This is a genomic window from Paenibacillus filicis (assembly GCF_038070315.1).
Taxonomy (GTDB): Bacteria; Bacillota; Bacilli; order Paenibacillales; family NBRC-103111; genus Paenibacillus_G; species Paenibacillus_G filicis.
Genome location: NZ_JBBPCC010000023.1, coordinates 103,688 through 118,289, shown reverse-complemented (window position 1 = coordinate 118,289; position 14,602 = coordinate 103,688). Strand labels below are relative to the sequence as shown.

General features: G+C 54.2%; 11 protein-coding genes. 3 read left to right on the top strand and 8 right to left on the bottom strand.

Going from position 1 to position 14,602, the window contains the following annotated elements; genetic code table 11:
* The first annotated feature begins 94 nt into the window (after positions 1–94).
* Positions 95–1,063, top strand: a complete 969-nt coding sequence (locus WMW72_RS28100) for a sugar phosphate isomerase/epimerase family protein (RefSeq protein ID WP_341418905.1) — start codon at positions 95–97, stop codon at positions 1,061–1,063.
* 88 nt (positions 1,064–1,151) lie between these two features.
* On the opposite strand, the gene WMW72_RS28095 is transcribed toward WMW72_RS28100, so the two are convergent.
* The 3 genes from WMW72_RS28095 to uvrB all read right to left on the bottom strand — a co-directional run bounded on the left by WMW72_RS28095 (position 1,152) and on the right by uvrB (position 6,599).
* Positions 1,152–1,361: a hypothetical protein gene (locus WMW72_RS28095; RefSeq protein ID WP_341418904.1), complete on the bottom strand. Its 210-nt coding sequence runs from the start codon at positions 1,359–1,361 to the stop codon at positions 1,152–1,154.
* A 333-nt stretch (positions 1,362–1,694) separates the two neighbouring features.
* Entirely contained in the window at positions 1,695–4,577 is a 2,883-nt protein-coding gene (gene uvrA, locus WMW72_RS28090) for an excinuclease ABC subunit UvrA (RefSeq protein WP_341418903.1), read from the bottom strand.
* Positions 4,578–4,598: 21 nt separating this feature from the next.
* Positions 4,599–6,599: an excinuclease ABC subunit UvrB gene (gene uvrB, locus WMW72_RS28085; protein ID WP_341418902.1), complete on the bottom strand. Its 2,001-nt coding sequence runs from the start codon at positions 6,597–6,599 to the stop codon at positions 4,599–4,601.
* A 225-nt stretch (positions 6,600–6,824) separates the two neighbouring features.
* On the opposite strand from uvrB, the gene WMW72_RS28080 reads away from it, so the two are divergent.
* Together WMW72_RS28080 and WMW72_RS28075 are read left to right on the top strand one after the other, a co-directional pair.
* Entirely contained in the window at positions 6,825–7,619 is a 795-nt protein-coding gene (locus tag WMW72_RS28080; protein WP_341418901.1) for a flagellar motor protein, read from the top strand.
* Entirely contained in the window at positions 7,561–8,364 is an 804-nt protein-coding gene (locus WMW72_RS28075; RefSeq protein WP_341418900.1) for a flagellar motor protein MotB, read from the top strand. Before WMW72_RS28080 ends, WMW72_RS28075 begins: the two co-directional genes overlap by 59 nt.
* 91 nt (positions 8,365–8,455) lie before the next feature.
* Here WMW72_RS28075 and WMW72_RS28070 read toward each other — a convergent pair whose 3' ends face one another.
* The 5 genes from WMW72_RS28070 to ftsE all read right to left on the bottom strand — a co-directional run bounded on the left by WMW72_RS28070 (position 8,456) and on the right by ftsE (position 14,388).
* Positions 8,456–9,748 carry a PDZ domain-containing protein gene (locus tag WMW72_RS28070; RefSeq protein WP_341418899.1) on the bottom strand — a complete coding sequence of 431 codons (1,293 nt, stop codon included), beginning with the start codon at positions 9,746–9,748 and terminating at the stop codon, positions 8,456–8,458.
* Positions 9,749–9,912: 164 nt separating this feature from the next.
* Positions 9,913–11,364 carry a S41 family peptidase gene (locus WMW72_RS28065; RefSeq protein ID WP_341418928.1) on the bottom strand — a complete coding sequence of 484 codons (1,452 nt, stop codon included), beginning with the start codon at positions 11,362–11,364 and terminating at the stop codon, positions 9,913–9,915.
* 156 nt (positions 11,365–11,520) lie between these two features.
* Positions 11,521–12,744, bottom strand: coding sequence for a murein hydrolase activator EnvC family protein (locus WMW72_RS28060; RefSeq protein ID WP_341418898.1), 1,224 nt, complete (start codon positions 12,742–12,744; stop codon positions 11,521–11,523).
* Between the two features lie 50 nt (positions 12,745–12,794).
* Positions 12,795–13,712 (bottom strand): permease-like cell division protein FtsX, encoded by a 918-nt coding sequence (gene ftsX / locus WMW72_RS28055; protein WP_341418897.1) that lies wholly within the window; start codon positions 13,710–13,712, stop codon positions 12,795–12,797.
* Positions 13,702–14,388 (bottom strand): cell division ATP-binding protein FtsE, encoded by a 687-nt coding sequence (ftsE, locus tag WMW72_RS28050; RefSeq protein ID WP_341418896.1) that lies wholly within the window; start codon positions 14,386–14,388, stop codon positions 13,702–13,704. Before ftsE ends, ftsX begins: the two co-directional genes overlap by 11 nt.
* Positions 14,389–14,602: the final 214 nt, after the last annotated feature.

Genomic DNA, 14,602 nt, shown 5'->3' with positions numbered 1-14,602 from the left:
TTTGAGATCATACCGATGTGATGTTATAATTTGCTTTAGGCTTACTTATTGAACACGCGTACATTGTTGAACATTATCCGGAGGTGTCTGTTTTATGAAGTTAGGTGTTTTCGCAGTATTGTTCCAACAGAAGCCGTTTGAAGAAGCGCTCGATATTATCGCAGCGCATGGTCTGGAAGCTGTAGAAATCGGTACAGGCGGATATCCGGGCAGCTCTCACTGTAACCCGGCTGAGCTGCTGGCTGATGATGCCAAGCTGAAGGCGTTCAAGAAAGCCGTAGAATCGCGCGGCCTGACGATCAGTGCGCTTAGCGTTCATGGCAACCCGCTGCACCCGCAGAAAGCGGTAGCCAAGGAATTCCACGATGCCATTATCCAAACCGTTGATCTCGCTCAGCGCTTGGAAGTACCCGTTGTCAATACGTTCTCCGGCTGCCCTGGAGATTCCGATGACGCCAAATACCCGAACTGGCCAGTTGCTCCTTGGCCGCCAGACTTCCAAGAAATTCTCGACTGGCAGTGGGCTAACAAGGTCATCCCTTACTGGACCGAAACCGGTAAATACGCTTCCGACCGCAACGTGAAGTTCGGCCTCGAGCTGCACGGCGGCTTCTCCGTTCATACACCAGCTACCCTCCTGCGTCTGCGCGAAGCAGCTGGCGAAGTCATCGGAGCCAACCTTGACCCGAGCCATATGTGGTGGCAAGGTATCGATCCGGTTCAAGCGATCCAAATTCTCGGCCGTGCCGGAGCTATCCATCACTTCCACGCTAAGGATACGACGATCGATCCGGTGAACGTTCACCGTTACGGCTTGACGGACATGCAGTCCTACTCCAACATGCTGGACCGCGCTTGGCAGTTCCGTACGGTCGGCTATGGCCATGACCTCAAGACATGGGCGGATATCATCAGCGCACTTCGTCTCGTAGGCTATGACCATGCCGTCAGCATCGAGCATGAAGACGGACTGATGTCCATCGAGGAAGGCTTCGCCAAAGCGGTACAGAACTTGCAGCAAGTTCTGATCAAGCAACCGCTCGGCGAGATGTGGTGGGTTTAAGCTTCACCGCACAACAAAAAAGGGTGTCTCCAACGGGGAGACACCCTTTTTGTTCGCGCTTATTTTGAAGAGATACGATCGCTGCGAATCAGCCCATCCATCCCTTGATCATGACAACGTCCATAGTCGCGAAAACAGCCAATGCTACGATCCCGAAGCCGATGGCAAACGGATTTTTCTTCGGAGCGAGAATCTGACGAACGACTCCGATGGCAATAACAATGGTAAACAGGACCACAAAAATATCGAACCCGTTAAACGTACTGGCAGAGGATGCTGCCGCTTCAGCCAAAAACATGGAGGGACCTCCTTCTATGTACAGAAATTCTTATTCTAATCTTAGCCTGACTCGCTTTGAAGTGCAAGTCATTTGTCCAGGACGGTATTTGCAAACCGGACATTCTTTCAAAGTGTAACAAGATTGTCAACTTTTTATACGTGTACGCAGCCCATTAAGACGAAGCGATCTGGGTAAGCACACATTTTTGTTCCTTAACCTACCTAGTCTTTATAAAATGTCCATTCAAGCTTCAATTTATCATGCGTTGGAGCAAAATAGCTTCTTTGGCCCAAAAGAAACCGCGGACGCAACGTTCGCGGTTTCTCCGGTTTTCACAAGACCAACGAACAGCTACGCGGTGCTCTCCGCAAGCTCCTTCAGTCTCTTGAAGTAATCCTCGGACCGCTCGCGGTCCCGTTCCAGTATAGGCAATAAATACTTGCCCGTATAGGAGCCTTCGACCTTCACGACGTCCTCCGGCGTGCCGGTACCTACGATCATGCCTCCTCGGGTTCCGCCCTCCGGCCCCAGATCGATCAGATGGTCCGCTGTCTTGATGACGTCAAGGTTGTGCTCGATCACGAGTACGGAGTCCCCATTCTCAACGAGACGGTGGAGCACCTTGAGCAGCCGGTCGATATCGTCGATATGCAGACCGGTTGTCGGCTCGTCCAGAATATAGATCGTTTTGCCCGTGCTGCGACGATACAGCTCCGCCGCCAGCTTGACCCGTTGTGCTTCGCCGCCGGACAGCGTCGTAGCTGGCTGTCCCAGCTTCATATAGCCAAGACCGACGTCCAGGATCGTCTGCAGCTTGCGGTGGATGCGCGGTACGTTCTTGAAGAACTCGCAGGAATCCTCAATGGTCATCTCCAGCAGATCGGCAATGCTCTTGCCTTTGTACTTGATCTCCAGCGTCTCACGATTGTAGCGTTTGCCTTTGCAGATCTCGCAAGGCACGTACACATCCGGCAGGAAGTGCATCTCGATCTTGATGATCCCGTCGCCACGGCAAGCCTCGCAGCGTCCGCCCTTCACGTTGAAGCTGAAGCGTCCCTTCTTGTAGCCGCGAACCTTCGCTTCATTGGTGGTGGCGTACAGGTCACGGATATCGTCGAACACGCCGGTATAGGTCGCCGGGTTGGAGCGCGGAGTCCGTCCGATCGGGGACTGGTCGATATCGATGACTTTGTCCACATGCTCCAGCCCTTTGAACTCCTTATATTCACCTGGCTTGACCTTAGCTCCGTTCAATTCCTTAGCCAAGGTTTTGTACAAGATCTCATTGATCAGCGTACTCTTGCCGGAGCCGGACACGCCCGTCACACAGCTGAATACACCCAGCGGAATCTTCACGTTCACGCCGCGCAGGTTGTTTTCCTTGGCTCCCTTGATCTCCAGCCACTTGCCGTTAGGCTTGCGGCGCTCTGCAGGGACAGGAATGAACTTACGACCGCTCAGGTACTGCCCGGTCAAGGAGTTCGGATCCTCCATAATCTCGGCCGGCGTGCCTTGGGCTACGACCTGACCGCCGTGAATACCCGCTCCAGGGCCGATATCGATGATATAATCCGCAGCCATCATCGTATCTTCGTCATGCTCGACGACGATTAGCGTATTGCCGAGATTACGCATATGCACCAGCGTCTGGATGAGCCGGTCGTTATCCCGCTGATGAAGACCAATGCTCGGCTCATCCAGAATATACAGAACGCCCATCAGGCTGGAGCCGATTTGCGTAGCAAGTCGAATCCGCTGCGCCTCGCCGCCGGACAATGTTCCAGCCGCCCGGTGCATCGTCAGATAATCAAGGCCTACGTTCACGAGGAAGCCAAGTCTTGCCTTGATTTCCTTCATAATCAGATGCGCAATCTGCAGCTCGCGTTCCGACAAATTCAGGGAGTCGAACCACTCGTGGGCCTCTCCGATGGACAGCGAAGTCACATGGGCAATATTGCGCTGATTGATCGTCACCGCGAGCGATTCGGGCTTCAGCCGGTGTCCTTTGCACTTGGAGCAGGGCTTGGCACTCATATACTGCTCGATATGCTCACGGATTCCCTCCGAGAACGTGTCCCGGTAGCGGCGCTCCAGGTTATTGATGATCCCCTCGAAGGCAACCATCGCTTCCTTCTTATGGCCAAAGTCGTTCTCGTATTTGAACTTTACTTTCTCTCCGCCGGTACCATTCAGCAGCTTGTTCATCTGCTCCTTGGTCAGTTCGGAGACCGGAATGTCACGCGGGATTCCGTAGTGCTCGCATACAGCCGCGAGGAACTGCGGATAGTAGTTGGACGTGCTGCCCGCCCATGCCTCGAAGGCGCCATTCTCAATCGTCAGCTTGGCATCCGGTACGAGCAGATCCGGGTCCACAATCATCTTCTGGCCAAGACCGTCACAATCCGGACATGCCCCGAACGGACTGTTGAAGGAGAACATCCGCGGAGCCAGCTCCTCGATGCTGAAGCCGCACTCCGGGCAAGCCAGGTTCTGGCTGAACAGCAGTTCTTCCTTCTCCATCACGTCTACGATAACACGGCCGTCAGCGAGCTTGAGTGCTGTCTCCAGCGAATCTGCCAAGCGGGACTGAACGTCCTCCTTGACGACAATCCTGTCGACGACGACTTCGATGGTATGCTTTTTGTTTTTCTCCAGCTCGATCGTCTCGGACAGGTCGCGGATTTCACCGTTCACCCGTACACGCACGAATCCCTGCTTCTGAATATCGGTGAACAGCTTGGTATGCTCGCCCTTGCGTCCAGAGATAAGCGGAGCCAGGATCTGCAGCTTCGTCCGCTCCGGATATTCCATAATCCGGTCCACCATCTGCTCGACGGTTTGCGAGGTGATCTCAATGCCATGCGTCGGGCAATGAGGCCGGCCGACACGCGCGAACAACAGCCGCAGGTAGTCGTAGATCTCCGTCACGGTCCCTACCGTGGACCGCGGATTGCGGCTGGTCGTCTTCTGGTCGATCGAGATCGCCGGGGACAGTCCTTCGATAGAGTCCACATCGGGCTTATCCATCTGGCCCAGGAACTGCCTGGCGTAAGCGGACAGGGATTCGACATACCGGCGTTGTCCTTCTGCATAGATTGTGTCGAACGCCAAGGACGACTTGCCCGAGCCGCTAAGCCCCGTCAATACGACGAACTTATCGCGGGGAATCGTAACGTCGATGTTCTTGAGATTGTGGGCTCTAGCGCCCTTGATGACAATATTGTCTCTAGCCACGCGTAAGTTCCTACCTTTCCTCTACAGCTCGGCCTTCATCTCCAGAACGGCATCGCGAAGCTCGGCGGCGCGTTCGAACTGCAGATTTTTGGCGGCTTCCTTCATTTCCTGCTCGAGGCGCTCGATCAGCGCCAGACGGTCTTTCTTGGACATCTTCGCCTGCTTGACGTCGGTCAAATAATCGGCCTTCTGTTCGGCAACCTTGGTCGCCTCAATCACATCGCGTACTTTCTTCTGTATGGTCTGCGGCGTAATGCCGTGTTGTTCATTATAGGCGATCTGAATGGTACGGCGGCGCGCCGTCTCTGTAATCGCCTTGTTCATAGAGTCGGTAACCTTGTCCCCGTACATCAGAACGCGTCCGCCCGAGTTCCGTGCAGCCCGCCCTATCGTCTGGATCAGCGAGCGCTCCGCCCTCAGGAAGCCCTCCTTGTCGGCGTCCAGGATGGCCACCAGCGATACCTCCGGAAGGTCAAGACCTTCCCTCAGCAAGTTGATGCCAACTAGCACATGGAACACACCAAGACGGAGATCGCGCAAAATCTGCATCCGCTCCAGCGTCTTGATATCCGAGTGGAGATAGCGCACCTTGATGCCGATTTCCTTGAAGTAATCGGTCAAATCCTCGGACATCTTCTTCGTCAGTGTCGTAACCAACACCCGTTCATCTTTCTTGATCCTGTCTTGAATCTCGCCCAGGAGATCGTCGATCTGCCCCTTCGTCGGACGCACTTCAATAATCGGATCGAGCAGCCCGGTCGGCCGGATGATCTGCTGAACCATCTGCGGGCAATGCTCCAGCTCATACGGGCCCGGCGTAGCCGATACATACACCAGCTGGCTTACCTTGCCTTCGAACTCCTCGAAGCGGAGCGGCCGGTTATCCATCGCCGACGGCAGGCGGAAGCCGTGGTCGACCAGCACTTCCTTGCGCGCCCGGTCCCCGTTGTACATCGCGCGGATCTGAGGCAGCGTCACGTGCGACTCATCGATGACCACAAGCATATCATCCGGGAAATAGTCGAACAGCGTATAAGGTGTTGCTCCCCGTTCGCGGAACGTAAGCGGTCCCGAATAGTTCTCGATGCCGGAGCAGAAGCCCATCTCCTGCATCATTTCGATATCGTACCGGGTGCGCTGCTCCAGCCGCTGCGCCTCCACCAGCTTGCCTTGCTCGCGCAGCGAGGCCAGTCGCTCCTCCAGCTCCCGCTCGATATTGACGAGCGCAACCTTCATCGTCTCCTCCTGGGTCACGAAGTGAGAGGCCGGGAAGATAGCGATATGATCGCGCTCGGCGATAATCTCGCCGGTCAATACGTTGATCTCGGTGATCCGCTCAATCTCATCGCCGAACAGCTCTACGCGGACCGCATGCTCCGAATGTGAGGCCGGGAAAATCTCGACGACGTCCCCGCGCACACGGAACGTACCCCGGATAAAGTTCATATCGTTGCGCTGGTACTGGATGTCGATCAGACGGTGTAGAATGTCATTGCGCGAGCGCTCCATCCCCACCCGAAGCGACATGACCAGGCTGCCGTACTCGATCGGCGAACCGAGACCGTAGATGCACGACACGCTCGCCACGATGATGACATCACGGCGCTCGAACAGAGAACTGGTCGCAGAGTGGCGCAGCTTGTCGATCTCATCGTTGATGCTCGAATCCTTCTCAATGAACGTGTCGGAGGAAGGAATGTACGCTTCCGGCTGGTAATAGTCGTAATAGCTGACGAAATATTCCACCGCATTATGCGGGAAAAACTCCTTCAGCTCACTGCACAGCTGCGCGGCCAAGGTTTTGTTATGAGCAATCAGCAAAGTCGGTCTGTTGAGCTCGGCTATCACCTGAGCAGCGGTGAAGGTCTTACCCGTTCCCGTTGCCCCCAGAAGTGTCTGATGGCGCTGTCCCGAGCGAATGCTGGCCAGCAGCTGCTCGATCGCAGCGGGCTGGTCACCCTGAGGCGTGAAATCAGAAACCAGCTGAAACTTCTTGTCACTTACGATTACATCATTCTTCATCTCATCACCCGTTCATGAAAAAGAGTGGTCGTTCTCTAAACTTTGTGCTTCCGGTATCCGATAAAAAAGTATGCATCTATTCGTCTTTGTTCGTCTTTTTCACTGTATAGGAATATTTGTTCCCATATATTATACCTGTTTTCTGAACGTGTTGCAATCGGTACTCGTTGCCTATTCCCGGAACGAACATCTACTATTTCATAAGAATCCAGAGGTGGAATTATCGTGGATATCACCACATTAATCGGGCTGCTAGTCGGTCTGGCCGCGCTTGTCGGCGGGTATTTATGGGATGGCGGCCATCTCGACGCACTGCTCGTGCCCAGCGCGATGCTGATCGTATTCGGAGGCACGATCGGCGCCGTTATTGTCAGTTTTCCTATGTCGCAGCTTCGTCAAATCGGCAAGGCGCTCTCCATGGCATTCCGCGAAACCCCTGAGGACTCTCGCGAATCCATCGAGGAACTGGTGGATATGGCCACTGTCGCCCGCCGGGAAGGTGTGCTGGCCTTGGAGAATCGAGCCCATGAGCATGATAATCCATTCCTGCGCGATGCCTTGATGATGGTCGTCGACGGCACCGATCCGGACCTGACGCGGCAAATTCTAGAGCTGGAGATCGACGCGCTGGAGCATCATCACGAGGGTTGGGCCAAGATGTTTGAGGCTGCAGGCGGCTTTGCTCCTACAATGGGTATCATCGGAACCGTCATGGGGCTGATTCATGTACTTGGCAACCTGTCCGATCCCGGCAACCTGGGTCCAGCCATCGCTGTCGCGTTCGCCGCAACGCTGTACGGAGTCGCATCCGCCAACGTCATTTACTTACCCATAGCCAGCAAGATTAAAATCCGCAGCCAGATTCAGATTGCCAAGATGGAGCTCCTGCTTGAGGGTATTCTCGCGCTGCAAGCCGGCGAAAACCCGCAGCTGATCAGGAAGAAGCTGTACTCCTTCATCCATGAACGTCACAACAGTAAAGCCGAGAGCGCAGGTGGGGCCCGTGGCGAGGAGAACTAAGCGAAAACAGAAAAAAGCCCCGGAGAATCACGAACGCTGGCTGATTACTTACTCCGATCTGATCACCCTGCTGCTGATCTTCTTCATCATCATGTATGCGATGAGCAAGATCGACGTTCAGAAATACGAGGTGCTGGCGCAGGCCTTGAAGTTCGAATTTACTAAATCCGACTCTATCGTTCCACAGGGTCAAGGCATTACCGGTTCCATGAGCCCGCCCAATCCCCCCGCCCCTGAGACGGAGGCGAAGGATAACGAGCAGAAGGAAGCCGAGCTTCAGCGGGAGAAGAAAGAGAAACAGCTCGAAGATCTGCTGCAGAAGGTACAGACCTATGTCCAGGACAATAACCTGCAGGCTCAAGTATCGGCTGCCAACACCCCGCGCGGCGTCGCCGTCACGTTGAACGACCTGTTTCTGTTCGACCTCGGGAAGGCCGATCTGAAGCCCGGAGCCGTCCCGATTCTGACACAGCTGGCCAGCCTGTTCCAGACGCTGAATTCCACCGTCAGCATCGAGGGACATACCGATGATCTGCCATTGTCTACAGGGTCACTCTACAAGGACAACTGGGGACTGTCCCAAGCCCGCTCCTTGTCCGTGCTTCGCTACTTTCTCTATGACGCGCAGATGGATGCCAAGAAATTCGTATCGACCGCGTATGCCGATACGCGGCCTGTGGCCGACAATACCAGTGAAGAGAATCGTGCCAAGAACCGCCGGGTTGAAATTGTCGTCCTGCGCTGAGCCTCTTGGATAGAAGAAGGACCTGACGGTCGGCCGTCAGGTCCTTTCTCTTTCTCTATCTACTATTCAGTTCCTGCGGCGCAGAGCCCGTTCACATGCCCTTTGACCGCTTCTCATTGCGCAATATACCGACAAGCTTGCGGCTCATATACGCCCAGATCGAGTCCTGCTTCTCCTCGACATAATACATAACCTCATGATCGGGCACAAGCACGATCCCGAGCTGATGATGCTCCCCCGCGAAAATTCCGCGCTTCAGCAAACGCTTCTCCAGCGCCTCATCCAGCACCTCCAGCCGGCAGAAAGCCGGATTGATCTGAAACGCCTGATGCAGCTCCTGCTTGTTCTTGACGAGCACGCCATTCACCTTACTGATGATCTCTCCGCTCTTCAGTCCCAGCTCTTCGGCCGGGCTCCCTGGAAGAACGGCCAATATCTTCAACCCCTTCTCGTCGTGAACGAAAATCGGTGTGCGCTTGCTCTCGTCCCAGCGGCTGTACCACACCATACCCTCATGCAGCGCAATAGCCAGCAAGCAGGCAGGAATAGTAATGAAGGGCAGCCAGGCGGTCAGAGCAGCCAGACCCAACACCGCGGCGGCATAGATGAACAGCAGACCTGACGTTGCCCTCGCTTTCATCTGGGGAAGGCGGGTCATCGTCATCTCGCTGAACCCGATCATGACAGGGAACCCGACAATCGTCCAGCCATTCAGCCATGCCTCTCCTCCGAGCAAAGGCGTCCAGGGTAAGGCCGTGCCTCCCCCTGCCTGCTGCAGCGGGACGAGCAGAAACAGCGCCATCGGCCAGAAGCCCTGCAGCCGGTAACCCCCGACGATTTTCCCACGCTTCGTCTCCACGAATAGAGGCATGCCGAAGCGCGCACCCTGCAAACGGACGAAAACGGCCTCAGCCACATGCAGGACGGCTACAAGCGCCAACATAGCCGAAATATCGAGCGCCAACAGCGGTTTGATCAACCAAGCCCAATCCGCAGACGTGCGAAGTCCCGGGACAGCTCCTGCTACCGATTGCAGAAGCCCGATAGCACCTACCGCATAAGCCCAGCACAAGAACCGGACACGTACAAGCATCAGCAGCAGAGACAGTACCCACAGCAGTACGACCGCATCCGGACTGATCGTGGCTCCTACCCCGGCCATCAGCACAGAAGCGCCCAATCCCCCGATCCAGCCCCACAGTACCGTACGCCACGTCTCCGAGAGCAGCCCGTGAAGCTTGGTCGCAAACAGCCTGCGCTCCAGTGCGATCTGTCTGCGGTATTGCAAGACAATAAAAAGAATGCCCACATAATAAAAGGGCTGCAGGAAGAGCTGAGCCAACGCATGAAGCGATTGCCACCCGAAAGCCTGTATCCAGTCCATAGCCCGCTCCTTTATCCATCAAATATCCGATCTTGGCAGCAATATCCAGCGAAGCCTAAGAAAAAAGAAGGTCGGTTCCCGCTTTAAGACGGGAATCGCCTTCTTCCTAATTTCGACGCATCAGCGGTCATTTCCTGCATGCGTTCTGAATTTGGGAGTATCTTCTACTTGATCGATTTCTGTACCGTTTCGATGGCAGTTTTGAGCTGCAGATCGTTCTTCGGATCACGAATCGCGGCCAGGATCGCTCTCTCCAGCTTGTTGGCGGTTTCCACATCAACCTCACCGGTCGTCGTCAGTCCATTTGCCCGCTGGAACGATTTTACGGCCTGAGCGGTTTTTTCGCTGTAATACCCGTCCGTCCGCTCCGGATTCAATCCAAGACCCTGCAGCATCACTTGCAGATTCTTCACGTCTTCGTTATTTGAATCCAGCTTCAGCGTTTCTTTCTTGCTAAGCGGAGCTACCTTGAAATACGCCGGTTGCTCCACCGGAATGGTAGGCGCGATACCTTTCTTGTGAATCCAGGTGCCGTTTGGCGTCAGCCACTTGTAGACCGTCATCTTGATGTTGCTGCCATCGCCCATCTCATCCTGGAACGTGACCTGCACGGTTCCCTTGCCGTAGGTTGTATCGCCGACAAGATCACTGCCGACCGAGTCGTGAAGAGCACCGGCTAATATTTCGGACGCACTGGCGCTTCCTTTATTGATCAAAACGGTAACCGGATAAGTTTTACCCGACCCGTTCTCGGATTTCGTCTCTTCCCTTGTTCCCTTGCGGTTTTCGATCTGCAGGATCGTCTTCCCCTTCGGTACGAACGGCTCGACGATCTGAACCACGGACTGCAGCAGACCGCCTGGATCATTGCGAACGTCGATGATCAGACCCTTCATGCCCTTACCCTCGAGCGCGGCGAGCTCTTCCTTAAAGCGCGGCGCCGTGTTGCTGGAAAATTGCCGGATTTCGATCTTGCCGATATTGCCTGGCAGCATTTCGGAGTAGACCGTTTCCACATCGATATCGTCCCGAACCACGATCAGTTGGATCACATCAGAGACTCCCGGGCGCATCACCTCAAGCTTAGCCTGCGTACCCTTAGGCCCGCGAATTTTCATAATCGCTTGGTTCAGCGTCACGTTCTCCAGCTTTTCTCCATTGACCGACAACAGGATGTCATTGGCATGCAGGCCCGCTTTCTCAGCCGGCGTCCCCTTGATTGGTGCTACGATCATAACCTTGCCGTCTTCCAGGGCAACTTCCGCACCGATTCCCTGGAACGAGGACGTGATGTTCTCGTCGAATTGCTTGGCTTCCGTCTGATCCATATATACCGTGAACGGATCCTCCAGCGTAGCCAGCATGCCATTGATCGCCCCGTTAACGATCTTATCGTGATCGATCTGGCTGAGAAATTTATTCTCGATCAGTTGATAGGTCGTCGCGATCTTATTCAGATCCTTGTTGTTTAAGCCCTTGCCTTCGGCTGTGGCTGCTCCGCCCTCTTTCTTCGCTGCCGCGAAAATAGACGGATTCACGATCGTCAGCGTCATGATGCTGCTGGCAAACATCGATAATAGAATAAAAGCCACTACCGTACGTCCTCTAAATACCATATGCCTCTCCACACCGCCTTTGCTGTTCCCGGTTCCTTCCGGCTCCTCGAAGCTTTCCAAGCCGGTTGGACCTGTCACTCGTCGAACAACTTGTCTTTCTAGTTTATGACAAGCTCTCCGGATTTATGAACAGCCGTTGTTATCATCCATACAGCTCTATCTCAAAAAAGGCTTGGGGTCTATGGCCACTTCGTTGCGGCGCACCTCAAAATGCACGTGATTGCCCGTCGATCGGCCCGTAGAACCAACTTCTGCAATCTTCTGTCCGCGCTTGACCGAGTCGCCTACCTTAACGACGATTCCGTCGTTGCGGATATGCCCGTATAAGGTCCAGACCCCGCCGCCATGATCGATCATCACCGTGTTGCCGTAGCCGTTCACCCAGGATGCGACAATAACATCCCCATCCTCAGCTGCGAGGATACTGGTTCCTGCCGGAGACGGAAAATCAATCCCGTTATGCGTCGTTGACCTTCCCGTGAACGGGTCCTTGCGTGTACCGAAATCCGAAGACATGGCAACCGTATTGGGCAGAGGAAACCCGAACTTGCCCCCGGTGAAAGCAGTGGCTGGAGGAGCTGCAGGCTTGCCTGTTTTCTTGGCGGCTTCCGCCGCCTTCGCTTCTTTCAGCGCTTTAAGCTTCGCAGCCTCCTGGCTTGCCACCTTCATCAGCTGTTTCTCGGCTTCCTCGCTAATTTCGTGAAGCTCCTTCTCCTTGGTCGAGAGAGAGGCGATACGGACTTCCTTTTCCTTCTCCTTGACGACGAGATCCGCCTTGATGGCATTGGTCTTGGCATACAGCTTTTTAACCTCAACCAGCTGCGTTTCAATCTCGGCTTTTTTGACGGTGATCGTATCCCGGTCCCGTTTGTTCGCCTCTAAAATTTCCTTATCTTGGTTCACGATCGAGCGCAGCGCCTCCAGCCTGTCCAGGAAGTCGCTGAAGCTTGTCGAACTGAGGAGCACATCCGCATAAGACACGACGCCATTCATGTACATCAGCCTTACCCTGGAACGCAGCATATGATCGCGCGACTCGACACGCCCTTCGGCCTCTTCAAGCTGCACGCCATTCTTTTCCAGCGATATAGAGACCTCTTCTACCTGATTATTCAATTGGTTGAGGTTTTGATTGGTTTTGTCAATCTGAGCGAGCAGCGCTTCGATATCGTTCTCCGTCTGCTGCTTCTCCTTCGCTACTTGATCGAGCTGCTTCTCGGCATCAGTGCCCTTCTGTTCAACGGCGGCTTTCGTCTGTTTCAACTGCTTGAGCTCCTGCTCAATACGCTGTGAAGCGGTTAAGGCAAACCCGGATTGAGGCACGACCAGCGTACCTACGAGACCAACGGACAAGACCAACGGCAGAAAAGACTTTTTCAATACCCGTTCCTCCTTGAGCAATTGTTCGTTCGACCTTCATTCTCCGGCCGCTATACACGCAAAAATTTACGTACCGACAACACGCTGCCCCAGATGCCGATGAGAACACCGATGCCGAGCAGCAGGCCTGCCGTTTGCACCGCAACTTCCTCGAAGGACAGCATCTTGATGAGCAGCAAATTAAGATCCACCTGGATAGAGTTCATCAATTCATAGTACCCGTACAAGAGAATGCCGACGGGGATCGCCGAGCCGATGATACCGAGCAGCGCACCTTCGATAAAAAACGGCCAGCGGATAAACGAGTTTGTCGCACCAACCAGCTTCATAATCGAAATTTCCCGGCGCCTGGCGACAATCGTAATTTTAATCGTATTTGAAATCAGGAACATGGCAGTCAAGGCAAGAGCGGCAACCAGCGCCAGACCTACATACCGCACAATAGTCGTCACCTTAAACATAGTCTCCACGGTGCCTTGGCCGTAGCTTACCCGATAAATCGGCTTGGTCGTTTTGTCGTTGTTGAGCTTGCTGATCTGCTCGGCAACAGCGGCCACTTCACGCGGCTGCGTTACCTCGACGGTAAAGGAGTCATTGAGCGGATTGTCCTGCCCATCGAAGCCCTCCAACAATTGCTTGCCGCTTTCACCCAGCTTTTCACGCAAGAAAACGAGGCCCTCATCCTTCGATATGAAGGTGACCTTGCTTACCTGGGGAATGGAGCCAATCTCGTTCTGCAGCATACCCACCTGTTCCTGAGGCGTATTGACCTCCAGATACACGCGTATTTCCACCTGCTGCTCGATTTGTTTGGATAGAAAATTGACATTCAGCGTAAGCAGCAGAAAAACACCGAGAATAAACAGCGAAATGGAAATCGAGCTGATCGAAGCAAAGGACATCCAGCCGTTGCGAAGCACGCTTTTCGTCCCTTCACGGAGATGCCGCCCGGCTGTGCTAATCTTCATAGCCGTACTCACCTCTCGCTTCGTCGCGGGCGATTTTACCTGCCTCGATGGCGATGACCCGTTTGCGCATCGTATTCACGATTTCTTTGTTGTGCGTAGCCATCACAATGGTGGTTCCCCGGAAGTTGATCTCTTCCATCAGCTTCATAATCCCCCATGAGGTTTCGGGGTCGAGATTCCCTGTAGGCTCATCGGCGATGATAACCGAAGGGTTATTTACTATTGCCCGGGCAATAGCTACGCGCTGCTGCTCCCCTCCGGAGAGCTGCGTAGGCAGCGAGCCGATCTTATCTTTCAGGCGGACCAGTTCGAGCACCTCGAGTGTCCGCTTGCGAATTACCTTCTTAGGTGCCTCAATCACTTCCATCGCATACGCAACATTCTCGTATACCGTCAGCTTGGGCAGCAGCCGGAAATCCTGGAATACAACGCCGATATTTCTCCGGACGTACGGGATCTTGCGCTGCTTCAGCTTCTCCAGATTGAAGCCGTTCACAAAGATCGTCCCCTTGGTCGGACGCTCTTCTCTATAGATCATTTTCATAAAAGTCGACTTCCCCGCTCCTGACGGGCCTACGACATAGACGAATTCACTTTGGTCTACCTTGACGCTGATGCCTTTGAGCGCATGACTCCCGTCAGGATACGTTTTCCAAACGTCGTGCATTTCGATCACGGTATCACATCCTGAATTTAGTAGCGGTTGCTTGTAGTAAGTAACCTTCTTGACTGCTTATGCGGCAGGTTACGATGTAGCTTGCATGTCCAGTCCCACCATATGGAAAACCGGCACTAGCCTTTATAAGTTCGACATGAATTCTCAAATTCCTTTAACGCAAAATGAATTTCTACAGATTACCCCATTTCGTGCGCAATTTCCGGGTCTTCGC